The sequence below is a fragment of the Fusobacterium mortiferum ATCC 9817 genome, from assembly GCF_000158195.2.
In the GTDB taxonomy this organism is placed as follows: Bacteria; Fusobacteriota; Fusobacteriia; order Fusobacteriales; family Fusobacteriaceae; genus Fusobacterium_A; species Fusobacterium_A mortiferum.
Genome location: NZ_GL987991.1, coordinates 144,269 through 162,191, shown reverse-complemented (window position 1 = coordinate 162,191; position 17,923 = coordinate 144,269). Strand labels below are relative to the sequence as shown.

The following is a 17,923-nucleotide window of genomic DNA, read 5'->3' as shown; positions in this document are numbered from 1 at the left end:
ACAAGAAAAATTTAAATTAATTGTGGAGCTAAATTTTCATATTCCTTCATAGAAGTTCTAGCATATTTTCCTAGAGCTAAAAGAGCTATAAGATTAGGAAGTACCATCATTCCATTAAACATATCAGCCATTTCCCAAACTAAGCTAACCTTTAAAGTTGAACCAACAATAATCATCAACATAACAACAACTCTATAAATATTTATTGAAATATTATTTTTGAAAAGGTATCTAATATTAGCTTCTCCAAAAAAGTACCAACCAACAATAGTAGAGAAAGCAAAGAAAAATAAGCATATAGCTATAAAACTATCACCAAAACTTCCAAGAGTATTGATAAAAGCGTTTTGAGTAAGAATAATACCCTCTCCCTCTTTAACTCCAGATGTAAGAATAACAAGAGCTGTTCCAGTAAGAACAACGAATGTGTCTATGAATACTGTAATCATAGCTACTATTCCTTGCTCTCCACAGTGTTCAACCTTAGCAATAGCATGTGCATGAGGAGTAGAACCCATACCAGCTTCATTAGAGAAAAGTCCTCTAGCAACTCCATATCTAATAGCTTTTTTTACACTGATTCCCATTGCTCCTCCAAGAGCTGCTTCTGGATTAAAAGCAGAATAGAATATAGAGATGATAGCTGGAATAATCTCTTTATAATTTAAGAATATAATTATGATACAAGCTAATATATATAGTCCAGCCATTATAGGTACGATTTTTTCTGTAACTGAGGCTATTCTTTTTATTCCTCCAAAGAATACAAATCCAGCTAAAATTGATATTATTACTCCGACAAATAGAGGAGATACTCCAAAGGCGTTATTGAAAGCTACAGATATAGAGTTAGCTTGTACAGCGTTTCCCATAAGACCAAGAGCTAAGATACAAGCTACTGAGAAGAAAATAGCTAACCCTTTAGAAAGCCATCTATTTTTTAAAGAGTTTTCTATATAGTAAGCTGGACCTCCTGTAATATGCCCATCTACTCTTCTTTTAAATACTTGTCCTAATATAGCCTCTACATATACAGTTGCCATACCAAAGAAAGCACTTATCCACATCCAAAATATAGCTCCTGGACCTCCTGAAGCTATTGCTGTAGCAGCTCCAGCTAGGTTTCCTGTTCCTACTTGAGCAGCAACAGCTGTGGCTAAAGCTTGGAAAGAAGACATTCCATTTTTATCAGCTTTTTTACCATTTAGATTTACAGAACCAGTTACCTGTTTTAAACCTTCTCCAAATTTTCTGATTTGAATAAAGTTAAGCTTTAATGTAAAATAAACTCCAGTTCCCATTAATAAAATAATAAGAAAGTTTCCCCATAAAAATTCATTGACTTTTGTTACAATCTCCTGCATTGTAATTCCTCCTGTTTTCCATTTTTTAAATTGAATAAAAAAAGAAGGTAGAGTCTACCTTCTGGGAATCAAAAAAGAATTATACAAAAAAATAAATATATATTGCATAATTCCTCTGTCCTTTTACCTGAGAGTTTAGTCCAATTACTTGGGTTTGCTCCTTCGGTGCTCTACGAGTCTCTCCAGAGGTTCGTCCAATATAGGTCCATTTGCCTGAAAGATTTACTTCGTCGGCGGTTAGATTAAACTAACTCTCTCCCTATATCTTCATCCGAGGTTTTATTCAATTTTCTTATAGCATTAATGATAAAATATTTTTTATATTTTGTCAACAGAAATTTTGAAATAAAATTTTAAAATGAAAATCTATTCAAAAAATAAATAAAAGGAGCTATTTTTGTATAACTCCTTTAATCTTTTAAATCTTTTAAATATTGTAATTTTATAGAGCTTTCTTTTATATAGTAATTTAAATATCTAGTATCTAAATCTTTATTTTTCTCTTTGTAATCTTTCATACCTTGAAAAAAGTTAGAGAAATCTTTTTCAAGACTAGCCCGTTTTTTTTCATTTATCTCGTCGTCCATAAGGTAGTCTAAATTTTTAGATAGTTTTAAATATCTAGCATTTACTTTTTCTGGTGTATATGAGGTACAACTACTTAAAATTAGAGTTAAAAATAAAATAGTAGTTAGATAAAGTTTCATTGATACCCCCTATAAAAAATGGCGACCCCGATGTGGTTTGAACACACAACCTATTCCTTAGGAGGGAATTGCTCTATCCAATTGAGCTACGGGGTCTTTACCAAACTATTATACACTATAATTTAAAATTTGAAAAGACTTTTTTTCAATTAAGTTAAACTTTTAATCATATAGAATAGATGTTTTTGTCCAATTCCACTTAAACTTCCAATTTTATATAGATAATCTATTACCTTTTCACTCCTATTTAAATCCATATTTGAATATTTATAAAAAGAAACAATCTCCCTTAAAATGTGAGCATCACTTCCAAATGTAGCTGTAAGATTATATTTTTCTCTAAGTTCTCCAGCTAGTAGATTTCTTACCATAGGAAGAGCATGGTTGTGTGTTTCTAATGAATCTACTTTAGTAATAACATCATAGATATATTTTTTATTGTTTATAAAATTTTTTTGTACAACTCCATAGATATGTGGAATTGATTTATGACACTCCCATTGATTTAGCACATCAAGATATTCATAAATATTTCTATGAGTTTTAGCCATTCTCTTAATATTTCTATATTGTTCTACCTCTTTTCTATAAAACTCCTCTAAGTCCTCTATTTTTTTAAAGTAAACTAATAGTTCAAAACCATCTTCACAACCGACTTCTATACCAGGAATATTATTAATTCCAAGCTCTTTTAACTTGATAGCTCCTCTAATTTCATTGTGGTCAGTTACAGAGATTAAATATCTCTTATCCTCTAGAAAGCTTTTTAAAAATTCTGGCTGGATAAAACTATCTGAAGCTGTAGTGTGAATATGTAAGTCATAGTAAAAGTTTCCAGCATATTTAAAATCACTTTCTATAAATGGGAAGAAAAAATCAGAAAGTTTTTGAAATTCTATCATAGTATATCACTCTTCTTTCAATTACATAATAGGAGCAAGTAATCTACATACTGACTCCTTAAATTTAATATAGTAACTTCTTTTACTGTATTCACTTCTTAATAATCTAGTACTATGCTTGATATCATTAAAGAAAATCTTTCTAAATGATTGAGCTACATCTTTTTCGTAGATATTGACATTGATTTCAAAATTTTGATAGAAACTTCTATAATCAAAATTAGCTGTGCCAGTTGAAATAACTTCATCATCTACTACAATTAATTTACTGTGTATAAAACCTTTATTATATTTATAAACCTCTACTCCTAAATCTAATAACTCTCCTACAAAATATTGATTTATCCAATAGATGAAGAAATGGTCTGGCTTATCAGGTATCATAATTTTTATTTTTACTCCAGATAGTGAAGCTATCTTAAGAGCTTCTAGAACACTGTCATCAGGAACAAAGTATGGAGTTTGAATGTATATATATTTTTGAGCTTCCATAATAAGTTTTAGAGCATTATCTCTTATTGTTCTAAACTGATAATTAGGTCCACTACTAACTACTTGAATATGACCACTATGACGTCCCCTAGTTTCAATTAATTTTTCTAGCACCTCTCTGTTATATTTATACTCTCTATCTAATACAACTTTCTCTTTTTTAACTATATTCCAAGAGAAGAAAAACTCTTGCTCTAATTCCAAGCAAGCTTCACCTAATATTTTAAGTCCTGTATCTCTCCAATAACCTAGTTTTCCTTCTCCTAGATATTCATCTCCTATATTGAAACCTCCAATATATCCAAACTTCTTATCTATTAAACAAAGCTTTCTATGGTCTCTATAATTAGCTCTTAAGTTAGCTATTTTAAAAAAGGGGAAGTGTGAAGGAAAAAATACTCCTGTTTCCACGCCATACTTATTTAATTTCTTTAACATCTTTTTGCTGTATCCACCAGCACCATCAACTATGACTCTAACCTTTACTCCTTCTTGAGCTTTCTCTTTTAAAATATCAGCTATTTTACTACCAAGGTTATCATTTCTAAAAATGTAGTATTCCATAGCTATACTCTCTTTGGCACTTTTTAAGTCTTTCATTATAGAATTAAAAAAATCATTTCCATCAGTAAAAATCTCACTTATATTAAGAGAAGTCAATCTGTTTTTAGAGGAAACTTCTACATATGAGATAAGTTGCTCCCATTTACGAAGTTCTTTATGTTCTGAGAATCCCATAATTTCTTTACTAATTAAAAATTTCCACTTATAGTATTCATTAACCACTCTTTTTTTACGAAAGCTAAGTCCAAAGAAAAGGTAGGCAATAAATCCAACATATGGTGCAAGTGTTAAAAGAACTATCCAAAATAGTGTAAACAATGGATTTCTTCTTTCTAATAATACTATGATTAACATAAAAATTATATTTGTAAAAACAATATAATCACTAAAAAAAGTAAGAAAAATATTCATAATTTCACCTCTTAATTTATTGTAACATTTTTTTTCAAAAAAATCTTGACATTTTTTAATTTTTTTGTTGTGTATTTACGATTTTTAAGCTATACTAATAGTGAATACTTTTTTATGAGGCAGGTGAACAAAGATGAAAAGTTTTTTTGATAAATTTGAAAAAGAACAAAAATTCAATCTCTTTACTGGGGATTTTTTAAATAAATTATGTGGCTATCCAACTAGAAGTGATATTTCAGAAGCTATTTTATCTGAAATAAGAAGTTCAGCAAAGAATTATATAAAAGATATGAATTCTTTTTCTGATGTAGTTCAAGCTTATCTTGATGCCGTTGTGGATACAAAGAAAAACTTAGTAAGACAAATAAAGGAAAATTTTGAATACAGATATAATATTGATTTAGAGGTTTATAGAAATATTATTAATTCAAAGTACTTTGAAACTATTTTTACAATAAATTTTGATGGTATTTTAGAGAATAATTTTTCTGATAAAATTGAAAAAATTACACCTTATGAAATGAAAGAGATATCTGATAATAAAATTGGTTATTATAAATTTTTAGGAGATATTGCAAGTATAGGAACAGTTTTTATCTCTAGTCAAGATATTAGAAAATTAAAAACATTAGATTTTTATACTGAATTTTTCCAAAAAGTAAGAGAGCAGTTTACATTAAGACCAACTCTATTTCTTGGTGTAAATTTAGAAGACTCTGATTTATTAAATATTTTAGATTTTATACTAACTCCAATAAAAGATTTACAAAGCATATATATGGTAACATCTACTACGATTATAAGTAGCAAGTCTGCAGAGTTAATCAGCAAATATAATATAAAACTTATTACTTCTGGTACTAAAGACTTTATCGATTACTTTAAGGAGCTTTCAGAAAGTGAGAATAAAGTTTTAACTGAAAAAAAGTTTGTGTGGTAGTATCAGAGGAAAATAATCCCAAAAGTACTACCACTGATAATACAGAAAAGGATGAGATTATAAGTTCTTTGAAATTAGATTATGATTTATCTTCTGATAGTAACACAGTATTGAATGAGGAAAAAGAGGATATTATTGAGAGTTCTGAAGATATTGATGGAAATGAAGAGAGTATTGATAATCTTGATAATATCGAAGAAAAAGAAGAGAGAGAGGGTATTTTATCTGAAACAGATATAATTGACAATGTGGAAGAGATAGTTGAAGAAGAAAATGGGGAGATAACTTCAAAAGAGGTTGTAGTTCCGTTTGAAAGAGGAATTGAAACAGGGCTTGAAATTTTATACACTTCTATGAAGTTAAATAGTTTCCCTATAAAAGAGAATAACCTTCCTATGCATGAAGAGATTATTGAAAATATCAGTTTAAACAACTGTAATTTAAATATAGGAAAGACGCTTTTATCAAATGTAAATGTTAGAATATTAGGTTATAAGAAATTTAAATTGATAGAGTTTAAAACTCGTGAGTTTAAATTGGCTTTGAGTGTTGGATTATTTGATGGAAATACCATAAGAAAAACTGAAGATTATTTTAGCTATGAGATTTTTAGTAAGTTAAAAAATATTAGGGTACAGGCTGTAGCAAAGATATTAAAAAATATTTTTTCAGGGGAATTAATTTCGTTTCAAATAAAAGATTTATATGGAGATATTAGATTTGAAAATCCTATTCAAGCTAGAAAATTTGAGATTATCATTGAAAGTATAAAAAAATATGAAGAGTGTATGAATTTAGTAAATACTTCAAAGGTTAGAAACTTTTCAGAAAGTTCACTTCAATTTTACACACTTCATTTACTATATAGTTATTTAAATAAAAATACTACTATTGACAGTTGGTTAAACTTTAGAATAACTAATAAATATGAGATCAATTCTGGAGATAAACTTTCTTTTATAAAAATACATGAGTTAAATATACGTGGATTTAATTATAATTTGAAAGAGTATGTCACAATAAAAGGAGCATTATCTGAAAAAGAGGTCAATATTGAAAAAAATATTGTTTCAGGTTATAGAAAAATGGTAGAAATAAGATTAGAATTGATTGAAAAGTAATTTATATAAGGGGTGGATTAGCTTAACATGTTAGATAAAGAGCAGTTTTTTAAAGAGTTTTCAATAGATAAGGAGTATTTTGAATCAACTGGACTTATCTGGGACGAACTTGTTAAGATTTATGATAACTATGTTGCATTAGTTCCTCAACTTGAAAAGGAAGCTGAGTATATTGTATCTAAGCTGATAGATGTTCCGAGTGTTCACTCTGTAAGAAGAAGAGTAAAAAAACCAAAACATCTTATAGAAAAAATAATTAGAAAAGGGAGAAAATATGTTGATAGGGGAATATCTTTAGAAACATACAAAGAGATTGTAACTGACTTAATAGGAATTAGAGTTTTACATCTTTTTAAAGATGATTGGAAAGATATACACCATGAAATAATGGGACTATGGGAGATAAGAGAAACTCCACAAATAAATATTAGACGTGGGGATTACAATGTAATTCAACTTCAAGAGAGTATCTCTGAAATGAATTGCGAGATAATAGTGAGAGATCATGGATATCGTTCTGTGCACTATTTGATAGGAGTACCTGTAACTAAGAAAGATGAAATTCTAGTAGAAATTCAAGTGAGAACAGTTTTTGAAGAGGCTTGGAGTGAGATAGACCATTTGATGAGATATCCATATGATGTTGATAATCCTGTAATAACTGAGTATTTAGCAATTTTTAACAGAATAGTTGGAAGTGCTGATGAGATGGGAACATTTATAAAAAATATGAAATCTCATTTTACTTTGAAACCTGAGGAAAGTGTTGATAATAGAGAGTTAGACACAAAATTTAAATAAGGGTTGTTGTAATTTAAGAAATTAAAGTAAATATAAATAATTCAAGAATGACTTTCGTTCAAAGAATAAAGAGCAAGTAGGCTTCCAAAATTCTAAGAGCTTTAGCTCTTTAAGAATTTTGAGACACAGAAAGCAAAGCTTTCAGTGTTTCCTTAATGTAACACAGAAAATAAATTTCTGTATCTCAATAGTAGTAGTCGTTAAAACTCCTCTACTATTGGAAAACTCGTTTCACTCAAACAGTTTTTTTAGCGTTCGATTTCATTGCTTTGCTCTATTTATTCTCCTCAATCTTCGTCATTCTTGAATGTTATTTTCTCTCCTAGTAAATTTCTTAAATTGAAATCGTGATATAAGAGGAGTAAAGGAAAAGGAAAAAAATTTACTGTAATGAGCATTGCATAAGCACTAGCGATTGGAAGTAAACTTTTTTCCTTTTGTATTTTTAAATATTTTTATTTTTTGATTTCAATTTAAGAGTTTGCAACAGCCCCTATTTATTTTATAAACAGCAAAATTGATTGTTATCTTCATCATACCTATATCCCTTTGATAACATTCTTTCTAATAGTTCCTCCATATCTATATCCTCATCATCACATAGTTCGGAAAGAGAGGAGTATTTATCTCTCAACCTCATATTTAACATGCTGTATGCTATATTAATATCCATCATTAAGTATTTATTTTTCATTTCTTAGCTCCTTTTTTATTCTTCTAATTATATCTTTTCTATCTATTGGTGTATTATTGTAATAAGCACTTTCTAGCTCTCTATTTAATTCTATAAAATCATTAGAAAATCCAAGTTTAACTAGCCTATCTTCAAGATGTACCTTAGGACTAAAATTATATTTTCTCTTCATAAAATGGCAATAAGCTTCATAAAATTCTTTATCATCTTTAGCAGATTTTAGAGCGTTAATATCATCTAAAGATGATTTTTTATCTTTTTTGGTAAGAAGATATACTATAACTATTCCTTCAACAATTACCAAAGTAATAAGTTCTATAATTAATAGGTTATTATTTTTACTTTGACTCTTTTCCTCCACACCAATACTATCTATTTTAATCTCTTCTAAAGGTTGAGTAGTATTTGAAATAGTGTTATTAGTAGTATTAGAGATAGTAGGTGTAGTTGGAGTTGGTTGTGTAGTAGAAATACTTCCATTTCCATTGACAACTATTTTTTTAGGTGTGATAATTAAAAAATCATATTTTTTCTCTTTAGTATTAAAATATGGGATTTTAATCTCTGGAGTAGTAAGCTCTCCACTTTTTTTAGGGATAAGAGCTACTTCGAAAGTTTTTTCAGCATAATATTTTCCATTTTCTACTTTTTCATCTGTAGATTTCAAGCTTTCAAAAATATTAAAATCATTAAATTGAGTAGTTATAACTTTTTCTAATGAGTCTAAGTTAGCATCTCCAAATATTTTAACATTTAATACTATAGATTGACCAAAGCTTATATTATCACTATTCCAAGAGTAATCTATTTTAGGAGTTCCAACTATATTTTGAAATCCCATAGGTTTATCAGTTGGAAGAGGAAGAATATTTATTTTTATATTGTTTCCACCAAAGTATTTAGGTGCTGTAGTTTCCTCAAAGAAAAAATCTCTTCTTCCAGTGCTTTGAGTAACTGCCATTTGTCCGGATTTAATAGTTTTTTCTCCAGAGGAATTAGGTTGTAGTATTCCTCTATAAATTCCTAATTTTAGACCTTGTTTACCAGATGGAGCTCTAAAATATGATTGTTCATACCCTCCCTTTGTAATAACAGGACTGATATCCTTTTCTGAAAAATCATTAAATTGAGGTACTCTACTATATCCTACTGAATTTATATTTACAGTTGTTAAAAAGTTTTCTTTATATATAATTTTTTCTCCAAAGTAGAAGCTATCTCCATTTTTAATAGAAGTTTCTACTGACATATCATCAGATATATTTTGTACACTTTCTTTTTGTACCTCTATATTTAAAGTATTTGATTTTTCATTTTTTCCTGTGATACTTACACTTAAAGGGAAAGTTTTAATTTCATTAGCCATTACTGTATAACTATCAATTTTTTCACTAGTTTTCTCCCCATTGATATAGGAATATTTGCTTTGTGTTCCCTTTGATAGAATTTGTAGATTTTCAATTCCCTCTATCTTATAATCTTTTTTATCTTCATTTATAAATTTTACCTGTATATTAAATGGTTCATTAATAGCTGGTTTAGTATTAGAAGAATCCAATATTATATCAGCTAAAGATAGAAAAGATGTCATAAGAAAAAGAGTAGCAACTATTTTTTTCATCTTTTTATCTCCTTTACCATCTGTTTGATGGATTATTGCTATTGATATCCATAACTCTCTCATTATTTTTAAAAGATTGTTTTTCATTTCCCTCTAATCTTTTTAGAATAGCTCTCACTTCTTGCTCTCTTATCTCCTCTTGACTTGGTTCTTTCATATTTTGAGGAGCAGTATTGGAGTTTTGGTTGTTCTCTTTTTTATCTGAGGACTCATTTTGATTTTCATTCTCTTGAGTATTGTCCTCATTTTGTTTATTATTTTGCTCATTTGGTTGAGAATTAGATTCTTGCTCCTTCTCATTATTCTGTTTTTCTTGAGAGCTGTTTTCTTTTTTCTCTTGCTCTTTATTATTAGAAGATTGATTTTTTTCATTACTTTGAGAACTTTTATCTTCTTGATTTTGAGAGTTGTTATTATCTTTACTGTTTTGATTTTGCTCAGGATTTTCTTGAGAGTTATTTTGTTGATTTTGATTATTATTATTTTGATTTTCTTTATTCTGTTTCTCTTGTTTATCCTCTTGATTTTGTTGATTATCTTGGTTTTGTTGATTACTCATATCTTCAAGCTTTTTTAAAGTAAGCTCATAGTTTTTCTTAATATTTATATCATCAGAAGTTTTCATAGCTAATTTATACTCTTCTAAGGCTTTCTCATAAAACTCTTTGTTTTTATCTTGAGAGTTATCCCCTAAATAAACATAGGAGTTTCCTTTTAAAAATCCCTCTTCCACATCTGATTTAGTAACTTCCTCGTAGTTTTTTTCACTGTAGAAAGATTTTAAAACATTTAATTTTATTTGATTATTTTCTCTTAGTTTAAGAGCTTTTTTGTACTCCTCTCTTCCATTAGAGTATTTTTCCTCTTTGATAAAACTATTTCCCTTTTCTACAAAGTTATAGATTTTTAAGGGATTAAGAGATTTTATAACTAATATTATAGAGGCAACTAGAAATATTGTAGCAACTATTTTATTCCTCATCTTTTATCACCTCTTTTAATAGATACCCAATTAATATAAATAATATACCTAGAGCTAGAAGATATTGAAAATATTTTTCATAGTTTTTAGTTTTTTCATTTCTTTGATTTTTTCTTTCTAAATTTATAGTATCATTTACAAAATTTTTAGAGGTATCAACTAAGTTATTTACTTCATAGTATTTACCATTATTTTCATTAGATATTTTTTGTAAAAAATCAGAGTTAAGCTTACTGATAACAGCAGAACCACTCTCATCTTTAATAAATCCTCTCTTTACTCCATTGAGATACTCTGGAATAACATTTCCCTCCTTAGTACCAACACCAATAGAATAAACATCTATCTTATTCTCTTTTACAAAATCAAGGGATTTCTTATCAAAATCTCCTCCATCAGAGATAACTATAACTGTTTTATTTTCACTACCTATCTCTTTAAAAGATTTTTCTGCCAACTCTAAAGCTTGGTATAATTCTGTTCCACCACCAGATATTAGAGTAGTATCTATGGCATTTATGTAGTTTTGAGTAATATTGTAATCATCAGTAAGAGGCATCTGTATATATGCACTATCAGAGAAAGGAATAAATCCTACTCTATCTCCTTTTAGAGATTGAATAAGATTGGTAAGGACTCTCTTTCCAGCTTCCAATCTATTGGGATAGACATCTTCTGTAAGCATAGAACGAGATGTATCTATAAGAACATAGATATTCATTCCCTTTACTTCTATCTCTTCATCTTCTATCTCTTTTTGGGGAGATAATAGAGAGATTACAACTAATACACTTCCTAATGTCAGCAATAAAATTTTTATTATACTTATACGTCTTTTATTTCTTAATTTTAAAATATTTAATATATCTTTTCTTTTTCTCATACCCAAAATCATAATTAAGAGGAGAATAAGAGGAAAGATAAGATATATAGAGTTTTGTAGATTTCCAAATTCCATTGTTTCACCTCTTCTTATGGTATTTTGATATATTTTTTATATTCAAAAAAAGCACCTATTACTAGAAGTAGAAGAGCAATTTTTAAAATATTTTCATATAACTCGTCTTTTTCATAATAGCTTCTTCCATCTATCTTAGTTTTTTCTAAACTATCTATTCTGTTAAAAATCTCTTGAAACTCCTTTTCACTTCCAGCTCTAAAATACTCTCCTCCTGTTGTAGAGGCAATATTTTTCAAAAGATTTTCATCAAGCTCAGTGTTTTTAACAGTGGTATGTCCAAAAGGCACACGTATCTGTATCTCTCTAGCTCCAATACCGATAGTATAGATTTTTATTCCTAATTCTTTTGCAATCTCACTAGCTCCCATAGGGCTCATCTCTCCAGAGTTATTCTCTCCATCTGTCATAAGTATTATAACTTTAGATTTTGCTTCAGAGTCCTTTAATCTATTTAAAGAAACTCCAAGCCCCATACCAATAGCTGTTCTATTGTTACTAGTGATATCATCTGTTGTCAGTTTAGAAGTAATATCTTTTACTACATTGTGGTCAAATGTGAGAGGAACTTTTGTATAAGCATCTCCACCAAATACAACAAGTGATATTCTATCATTGATTCTTTTATCTATAAACTCCTCTAAAAGTTTTTTAGCTGTTTCCAATCTGTTAGGTTTGAAATCTCTCTGTAACATAGATTGAGATAAATCTAAAGCTACTACTATATCTATTCCTTCTTTTTTTATAATTTTATTTTCAGATATGATTTGTGGACGAGCCAAAGCAATACACATAAGTATTAAAGAAAATAGAATAAGTATTTTTCCAATTAGATATTTTTTACTCTTCAATCTAAACTCTTTAAGAGGTTTTATACCTGGAATTTTTATTCCCTTTACCTTTTGTTTTCTAAAAAATAGATATATAATAATGGGAATAAGAAGTAAAAAATATGGAGAGGCAAATTTAAACATTTTTATCCCCCCTTACTTTTTCAAAAATTTCTCTAACTCTTTTTAAAGTTTCCTCTTTTAAATCTCTACTATCCTTAGAAAATTTATATCTATCAAGATTATTTATAAATTTTATATCTTCACTATCTATCATACCTACAACTTCATAATTACCATTTATAAAGTGAGTTTGATATCTACTGTCAATATACTCTCTAATTGCCATACTTAAATCAAAGTCCCAAGTTTCATTGTTGATACTAGCAACTCTCTTTTCAAATTTCTCTTCTGGAGAGATATATTTCTCTTTCTTTTTAAATTTTACTCCTTTAACTAGATAGAGTAGAGATACAACTCCTAAAATGATTCCTACTATAAAGGTATATGGAAATTTTTCTTTATAAAGAATAGTATCACTGTTATCACTTAAATGTGGAGAGATTTCCTTATCATTTTCTTCTAATACAGATTTAATATTGAGAGTCAATTTTTTATCTCCTAATACTAAGCTATTCTCTCCTACTTTATACCCTCTTATAGAGAGAATATATCCATTTTCAGATTTCTCTATATTTTCTAATTCTAAATTAGATTTTCTAAATCCCTCAACTATTTTTTCTTTTTCAATTCCTGTTATCTTTACCTTTACTAAATCTCCAACATTTATATCCTTAGCTAAAAGGAGTGATGAGATTAAAAGAAATATCATTATTTTTTTCATACTCTCCTCCTCCTTTTAAAGTAATTAGCCAACTTTATTATATAGTTCTCATCAGTGTAGAGAGTTAAAATATTTTTAGGTAACTCCTCTTCAATATGATAATTTCTATCAAAATTCTCTATAACTATCTCCTCACCTGTTTCAGCATCACTCATTGTAAAAATAGCACCTTTAGGTAGAGTTTCAAATTTTCTATCAGCTATTCTCAATGGTATCAAATCATGTTTTTGACTTACCAATTTCATAGCTTTCTCATAATTTTCATCTATAAAGTCACTTATTAAAAATACAATAGCTCTTTGCTTAGAGATTTTATTAAATGAGTAAAGAACTTTTGAGATATCAGTTCCTTTTCCTTTAGGTGTGATAGATAGAAAATTATCAAGGATAATAAGTCCCTGTTTTTTTCCCTTTTTCAGAGGTATTACCTTTTCTATATCATCACTAAAAAATATAGCTCCTACTTTATCATTGTTTTTTATAGCACTGAAAGCTAAACTTCCAACTAATTGAGAGATTAAATCTTGCTTAGCAGGAAAGTTATTAGATGAAGAAATATCAATTAAAAGATATATGCTCATCTCTCTTTCCTCTGTAAACTCCTTTACATATGTTTTTCTCTGTCTAGCACTTACTTTCCAATCTATTTTTTTTACATCATCTCCAGGAGCATATCTTCTTATATCAGAAAATTCCATTCCGTTTCCCTTAAAATAAGAACGATAATTTCCAGAAAAAATTTCATTAGCAAGGAGAGAAGAGGCTATCTCTATTTTTTTTATCTTTTTAAGTATCTCTTCTTTGTTCATTGTTACCTCCTATGGAAGTTCTACCCCTTCCATTATATCAGTAATTATATCTTCTACATCTTTTCCCTCTGCTTCTGCTTCATAAGTTAAGATAATTCTATGACGTAATACATCAAAGATAACTTTTTTAATATCTTGAGGTATGACAAAATCTCTTCCCTCTAAAAAAGCATTGGCTTTAGCAGAAACAACAAGGGCAATAGAAGCTCTTGGAGAAGCTCCACAGCTTATATATTGATTACTTTCTCTAGTTTTAAATATTATATCTAAGATATAATCCATAAGTTTTTCATCAATGTGTATCTCTTTTATAAGTTTCTTTAACTCTTCTATCTTATCTTTGTTTAATACTTCCTCTATCTCAATAGAATCAAAATCAGTTGTAGATGTTAAAAGTTTTAAAATATTTTTTTCCTCTTCCTTAGTAGGATACTCTATTTTTACTTTCATAAGAAATCTATCTTGTTGAGCTTCAGGTAATGGATAAGTTCCATCTTGCTCTATTGGGTTTTGAGTAGCTAATACTATAAAGGGTTTATCTAGTTTAAAAGTTTCATTAGCTATTGTAATCTGTTTTTCTTGCATAGCTTCTAATAGTGCAGATTGAACTTTAGCTGGGGCTCTATTTATCTCATCTGCTAAGATTATATTTGCAAATATTGGACCTTTTTTAGTATAAAACTCCCCTGTCTTTTCATTGTAAATCTCAGTACCTATAATATCACTAGGTAATAAATCAGGAGTAAACTGTATTCTTGAAAATTTTAATCCAAGAGTTTGAGCTAAAGTATTTACAGTTAAAGATTTTGCAAGTCCAGGTAATCCTTCCAATAAGATATGGTTTCCAGTAAGTATTCCTATTAAGATTTTTCTTACCATATCATCTTGTCCTACAATTTTTTTCTGTATCTCCTTTTCTAGTTTGAGGATATTTCCTCTTTCAATCTCAATTTTTTCTTTTAAGTTTTCCATAGTTGCCTCCTTATATAAAAAAGTTTTAATCTATTTTAACAATAATATTAGACGAAAGAAATTAGAAAATAGTTATAAAATTTTCTTTTTATTTAAGTATAGATAATTATAAATTCAAGAATAACTTTCGTTCAAAGAATAAAGAGCAAGTATAGCTTAGTTCGTTAAAAATACAAAAGTCGGCTTTGCCTCAAACAGTTGTATTTTTTAGCACTCACTTTCACTGACTTGCTCTATTTATTCTTTTCAATCTTCGTTATTCTTGAGTTTTAATTTTATATTTCATTAATAATATTTTTTAAAATTTCAATAACTTTGTCTACTTCCTCTTCAGTATTGAAGTACCCAAAGCTAAATCTTACTGCCCCTTGTTCCACAGTACCTAGAGCCTCATGCATAAGAGGTGCACAGTGTCCCCCTGCTCTAGTAGAGATACCAAAATTAAGCAACTCTTCAGCTATATCTCCAGAGTCATACTCCCCAATATTAAGAGTTACAATGGGACATCTCTCTTTTTTAGAGAAATCTCCATATATTTTTATATGAGGAAGATTTTTTACTCCATTATAAAATCTCCACATAAGAGAGTCTTCTTTCTCTCTGATTTTATTCATACCTATCTTATTTATAAATTCTATTCCAGCATTGAGTCCAGCTATACCATGTCCATTTAAAGTTCCAGCTTCAAGATAAGTTGGCATAATTTGAGGTTGACTTTTACTATAAGTGAGAATACCAGTACCACCAGATTTTAGTGGCTTAATCTCAACACCCTCTCTTACAAATATCCCTCCTGTTCCTTGAGGTCCAAGTAAACTTTTATGTCCAGTAAAACAAAGTACATCTATATTCATATCCTCTACATCAATAGGAAATACTCCAGCTGTTTGAGAGGCATCAACTATGAATAGTAAATTATATCTTTTACAAATCTCACCTACTCTTTTAATATCTATAAGATTTCCAGTGAGGTTAGAACCATGTGTACAAATTATAGCCTTAGTATTATTTTTTATAAGGCTCTCCATCTCTTCATAGGATATATTTCCTAGTTTATCAGCTTTTACAAAAGAAAGCTGCACTCCTTTTTCTTCCATTTCATATAGAGGACGGAGTACAGAGTTATGCTCTAACATAGTTGTAATTACATTATCTCCATTTTTAAATATCCCTTTTATAGCTATATTTAAAGCTTCAGTAGAGTTGCAAGTAAAAGCTATTCTACTAGAATCTTTTATATTAAAAAATTTAGCAAGGTTTTCTCTAGTATCAAAAACTGTATGAGTAGCTTCCATAGAAGCAGAAGTATTTCCTCTGCCAGCATTTCCCATAGATGACATAGCTTTTATTACAGCCTCTATTACTTCTTGTGGTTTATGTAACGTAGTAGCTGCGTTATCAAAATAAATCATTTTTCCTCCTATAACCATTCCACATTGATATTTTTTCTTGGGGCTGTACATTTATAAGAGATATCTGGATAACCTATCAACATACAAGCACAAGTAACATTTCTCTTCAATCTAAATTTTTTTATTAACTCTTCACTATGATTGATAGCCATCTCTATAAATCCACTGAAAAGGACACCAAGCCCCATCATATTTGCCATTAATTCGATTTTATCAGCAGCAAGTATTCCATTAATTTTAGAGGAACTAGTGATTACTAATAACATAGGAGCTTTAAAGAAAAGTTTATCATCATTGAATCTATTCTCATACATATTTATAAATCTATCTTTATATCTTTTTAGTACTAGGCTATTTATATCAGAATTTGTAAAATTATTAAGCCCTTCCCAGATAGGTTCTTTAAATTTTTCTAACTCATCTTGGATAACAAAATAATTTACATCTTGCACATTAGCTCCAGTAGGACTAAAACGTCCAACTTCAAGCAATTTTTCTATTCTCTCTTTTTCTATTTTTTTCTCTTTAAAGTGTCTAATACTTCTTCTAGCTTTAACAAAATTTAAAAAAGTAGTATCAGCTTCAATATTGTAGTTTAAATTTTTTAACTCCTCACTATCTTCATACCCCTCAAAAGAAATCGCCTTTGTAGGACAGATAGCTACACAATGCCCACACATCATACAAGGACCTTTTATTGAAATCTCATCATTTTGAAGGATAATATTTTCTGGAAAACAATCTCTAATACATGATTTACATTTTATACATTTATCTAAATCTATTTTAACCATAAAACAACCTCCTTACTTTACAATTTTAGTTTATCACAAAGGTTGAAAATAGTAAATAGTATTTATAGTCCTATAATTAATATGTTATAAATATTATTAAAATTTAAAAAAATTTTTACCTCTTTAGTATCTTATGATATAATTAACTATATATACAAATATTAGAGGTGGAATTTTATGAACAAAATAATTATGCTTGGAGATAGTTTGATAGATTGGAACTATAATTCCCCATATGAAAATTATGGAAAAAATGGGTATAGGAGCAGAGATGTTTTTTGGTTATTAGAGGCAAATAAAGATATTTTTGGAGATATTGGAATCCTTCTAGTAGGAGTAAATGACTTTTTTACTAATATGGATTTTGAAAAATCAAAGGAATATTATATAAAGATTGTAAACGAATTAAGAAATAGAGTAAAAAAACTTATAGTAATCTCTTTACTCCCAACAGATAGAAAGTATATAAATATAAAAGTAGAAGATTTTAATAATTGGTTAAAAAACAGTTATCCAAATGAATTTTTAAATCTTTATCAATATTTTATAGATGAAAATTTAGAAATGAAAAGAGTATATACAACAGATGGAATCCATCTTAATCACAAAGGATATGAAATTTTTAATAAAATTTTGGACAAAAGGCTACAAGAGATAAAATAATTTTGTACAATAAAAATTATTGTGATATAATAAATAAAAACA

At 28.4% G+C, this 17,923-nt stretch carries 18 protein-coding genes, 1 tRNA gene and 2 riboswitches; of the genes, 4 read left to right on the top strand and 15 right to left on the bottom strand.

The window, feature by feature from the left end:
* Positions 1-11: 11 nt before the first annotated feature.
* From FMAG_RS07365 to cls, 5 genes are all read right to left on the bottom strand, one after another.
* On the bottom strand, positions 12-1,364 hold the full coding sequence (locus FMAG_RS07365) for an alanine/glycine:cation symporter family protein (RefSeq protein ID WP_005885524.1): 1,353 nt from the start codon (positions 1,362-1,364) through the stop codon (positions 12-14).
* A gap of 112 nt (positions 1,365-1,476) precedes the next feature.
* A riboswitch (glycine riboswitch) is annotated at positions 1,477-1,553 on the bottom strand.
* A gap of 2 nt (positions 1,554-1,555) precedes the next feature.
* Positions 1,556-1,635, bottom strand: a riboswitch (glycine riboswitch).
* 139 nt (positions 1,636-1,774) lie between these two features.
* Positions 1,775-2,071 (bottom strand): hypothetical protein, encoded by a 297-nt coding sequence (locus tag FMAG_RS07360; protein ID WP_005885523.1) that lies wholly within the window; start codon positions 2,069-2,071, stop codon positions 1,775-1,777.
* Between the two features lie 19 nt (positions 2,072-2,090).
* Positions 2,091-2,167: transfer RNA gene (locus tag FMAG_RS07355), tRNA-Arg, on the bottom strand.
* A 53-nt stretch (positions 2,168-2,220) separates the two neighbouring features.
* Entirely contained in the window at positions 2,221-2,973 is a 753-nt protein-coding gene (locus tag FMAG_RS07350; RefSeq protein WP_005885522.1) for a PHP domain-containing protein, read from the bottom strand.
* Positions 2,974-2,994: 21 nt separating this feature from the next.
* On the bottom strand, positions 2,995-4,440 hold the full coding sequence (gene cls / locus FMAG_RS07345; protein ID WP_005885521.1) for a cardiolipin synthase: 1,446 nt from the start codon (positions 4,438-4,440) through the stop codon (positions 2,995-2,997).
* 133 nt (positions 4,441-4,573) lie between these two features.
* Between cls and FMAG_RS07340 the strand changes: the two genes are divergently transcribed.
* From FMAG_RS07340 to FMAG_RS07330, 3 genes are read left to right on the top strand one after another with little or no spacing between them, the layout of a single operon-like run.
* Positions 4,574-5,380, top strand: a complete 807-nt coding sequence (locus FMAG_RS07340) for an SIR2 family protein (RefSeq protein WP_005885520.1) — start codon at positions 4,574-4,576, stop codon at positions 5,378-5,380.
* Positions 5,374-6,501, top strand: coding sequence for a hypothetical protein (locus FMAG_RS07335; RefSeq protein WP_005885519.1), 1,128 nt, complete (start codon positions 5,374-5,376; stop codon positions 6,499-6,501). The genes FMAG_RS07340 and FMAG_RS07335 overlap by 7 nt, the downstream gene beginning before the upstream one ends.
* Before the next feature lie 27 nt (positions 6,502-6,528).
* Complete coding sequence (locus FMAG_RS07330; RefSeq protein ID WP_005885517.1) at positions 6,529-7,302, top strand: nucleotidyltransferase family protein; 774 nt, start codon at positions 6,529-6,531, stop codon at positions 7,300-7,302.
* Positions 7,303-7,804: 502 nt separating this feature from the next.
* Here FMAG_RS07330 and FMAG_RS07325 read toward each other — a convergent pair.
* The 10 genes from FMAG_RS07325 to FMAG_RS07280 form a co-directional block, all read right to left on the bottom strand.
* Positions 7,805-7,996, bottom strand: a complete 192-nt coding sequence (locus FMAG_RS07325; protein WP_005885514.1) for a DUF4250 domain-containing protein — start codon at positions 7,994-7,996, stop codon at positions 7,805-7,807.
* Positions 7,986-9,704, bottom strand: a complete 1,719-nt coding sequence (locus FMAG_RS07320) for a BatD family protein (protein ID WP_050795443.1) — start codon at positions 9,702-9,704, stop codon at positions 7,986-7,988. The genes FMAG_RS07325 and FMAG_RS07320 overlap by 11 nt, the downstream gene beginning before the upstream one ends.
* The gene (locus FMAG_RS07315) at positions 9,631-10,599 is read right to left on the bottom strand and encodes a hypothetical protein (RefSeq protein WP_005885511.1); all 969 of its coding nucleotides are present in this window, start codon (positions 10,597-10,599) and stop codon (positions 9,631-9,633) included. The genes FMAG_RS07320 and FMAG_RS07315 overlap by 74 nt, the downstream gene beginning before the upstream one ends.
* Positions 10,589-11,557 (bottom strand): vWA domain-containing protein, encoded by a 969-nt coding sequence (locus FMAG_RS07310; RefSeq protein ID WP_005885510.1) that lies wholly within the window; start codon positions 11,555-11,557, stop codon positions 10,589-10,591. Before FMAG_RS07310 ends, FMAG_RS07315 begins: the two co-directional genes overlap by 11 nt.
* 14 nt (positions 11,558-11,571) lie before the next feature.
* Positions 11,572-12,531 (bottom strand): vWA domain-containing protein, encoded by a 960-nt coding sequence (locus tag FMAG_RS07305; protein ID WP_005885509.1) that lies wholly within the window; start codon positions 12,529-12,531, stop codon positions 11,572-11,574.
* A complete protein-coding gene (locus FMAG_RS07300; protein ID WP_005885508.1) occupies positions 12,524-13,231 on the bottom strand; it encodes a hypothetical protein in 708 nt (235 codons plus the stop codon). Before FMAG_RS07300 ends, FMAG_RS07305 begins: the two co-directional genes overlap by 8 nt.
* Positions 13,228-14,040, bottom strand: coding sequence for a DUF58 domain-containing protein (locus FMAG_RS07295; RefSeq protein WP_005885507.1), 813 nt, complete (start codon positions 14,038-14,040; stop codon positions 13,228-13,230). The genes FMAG_RS07300 and FMAG_RS07295 overlap by 4 nt, the downstream gene beginning before the upstream one ends.
* Positions 14,041-14,049: 9 nt before the next feature.
* On the bottom strand, positions 14,050-15,012 hold the full coding sequence (locus FMAG_RS07290) for an AAA family ATPase (protein WP_005885506.1): 963 nt from the start codon (positions 15,010-15,012) through the stop codon (positions 14,050-14,052).
* Between the two features lie 275 nt (positions 15,013-15,287).
* Positions 15,288-16,424, bottom strand: coding sequence for an aminotransferase class V-fold PLP-dependent enzyme (locus tag FMAG_RS07285; protein ID WP_005885504.1), 1,137 nt, complete (start codon positions 16,422-16,424; stop codon positions 15,288-15,290).
* Between the two features lie 8 nt (positions 16,425-16,432).
* Positions 16,433-17,218, bottom strand: a complete 786-nt coding sequence (locus FMAG_RS07280; protein WP_005885502.1) for a nitroreductase family protein — start codon at positions 17,216-17,218, stop codon at positions 16,433-16,435.
* Positions 17,219-17,395: 177 nt separating this feature from the next.
* Between FMAG_RS07280 and FMAG_RS07275 the strand changes: the two genes are divergently transcribed.
* Positions 17,396-17,881 (top strand): SGNH/GDSL hydrolase family protein, encoded by a 486-nt coding sequence (locus FMAG_RS07275; RefSeq protein WP_005885500.1) that lies wholly within the window; start codon positions 17,396-17,398, stop codon positions 17,879-17,881.
* Positions 17,882-17,923: the final 42 nt, after the last annotated feature.

Bases quoted from the DNA above. Each gene is read 5' to 3' on its own strand.
- FMAG_RS07360 (WP_005885523.1), bottom strand. From the start codon at position 2,071: ATGAAACTTTATCTAACTACTATTTTATTTTTAACTCTAATTTTAAGT.
- FMAG_RS07325 (WP_005885514.1), bottom strand. From the start codon at position 7,996: ATGAAAAATAAATACTTAATGATGGATATTAATATAGCATACAGCATG.
- FMAG_RS07305 (WP_005885509.1), bottom strand. From the start codon at position 12,531: ATGTTTAAATTTGCCTCTCCATATTTTTTACTTCTTATTCCCATTATT.
- cls (WP_005885521.1), bottom strand. From the start codon at position 4,440: ATGAATATTTTTCTTACTTTTTTTAGTGATTATATTGTTTTTACAAAT.
- FMAG_RS07365 (WP_005885524.1), bottom strand. From the start codon at position 1,364: ATGCAGGAGATTGTAACAAAAGTCAATGAATTTTTATGGGGAAACTTT.
- FMAG_RS07350 (WP_005885522.1), bottom strand. From the start codon at position 2,973: ATGATAGAATTTCAAAAACTTTCTGATTTTTTCTTCCCATTTATAGAA.
- FMAG_RS07340 (WP_005885520.1), top strand. From the start codon at position 4,574: ATGAAAAGTTTTTTTGATAAATTTGAAAAAGAACAAAAATTCAATCTC.
- FMAG_RS07330 (WP_005885517.1), top strand. From the start codon at position 6,529: ATGTTAGATAAAGAGCAGTTTTTTAAAGAGTTTTCAATAGATAAGGAG.
- FMAG_RS07280 (WP_005885502.1), bottom strand. From the start codon at position 17,218: ATGGTTAAAATAGATTTAGATAAATGTATAAAATGTAAATCATGTATT.
- FMAG_RS07320 (WP_050795443.1), bottom strand. From the start codon at position 9,704: ATGAAAAACAATCTTTTAAAAATAATGAGAGAGTTATGGATATCAATA.
- FMAG_RS07310 (WP_005885510.1), bottom strand. From the start codon at position 11,557: ATGGAATTTGGAAATCTACAAAACTCTATATATCTTATCTTTCCTCTT.
- FMAG_RS07275 (WP_005885500.1), top strand. From the start codon at position 17,396: ATGAACAAAATAATTATGCTTGGAGATAGTTTGATAGATTGGAACTAT.
- FMAG_RS07290 (WP_005885506.1), bottom strand. From the start codon at position 15,012: ATGGAAAACTTAAAAGAAAAAATTGAGATTGAAAGAGGAAATATCCTC.
- FMAG_RS07300 (WP_005885508.1), bottom strand. From the start codon at position 13,231: ATGAAAAAAATAATGATATTTCTTTTAATCTCATCACTCCTTTTAGCT.
- FMAG_RS07315 (WP_005885511.1), bottom strand. From the start codon at position 10,599: ATGAGGAATAAAATAGTTGCTACAATATTTCTAGTTGCCTCTATAATA.
- FMAG_RS07295 (WP_005885507.1), bottom strand. From the start codon at position 14,040: ATGAACAAAGAAGAGATACTTAAAAAGATAAAAAAAATAGAGATAGCC.
- FMAG_RS07285 (WP_005885504.1), bottom strand. From the start codon at position 16,424: ATGATTTATTTTGATAACGCAGCTACTACGTTACATAAACCACAAGAA.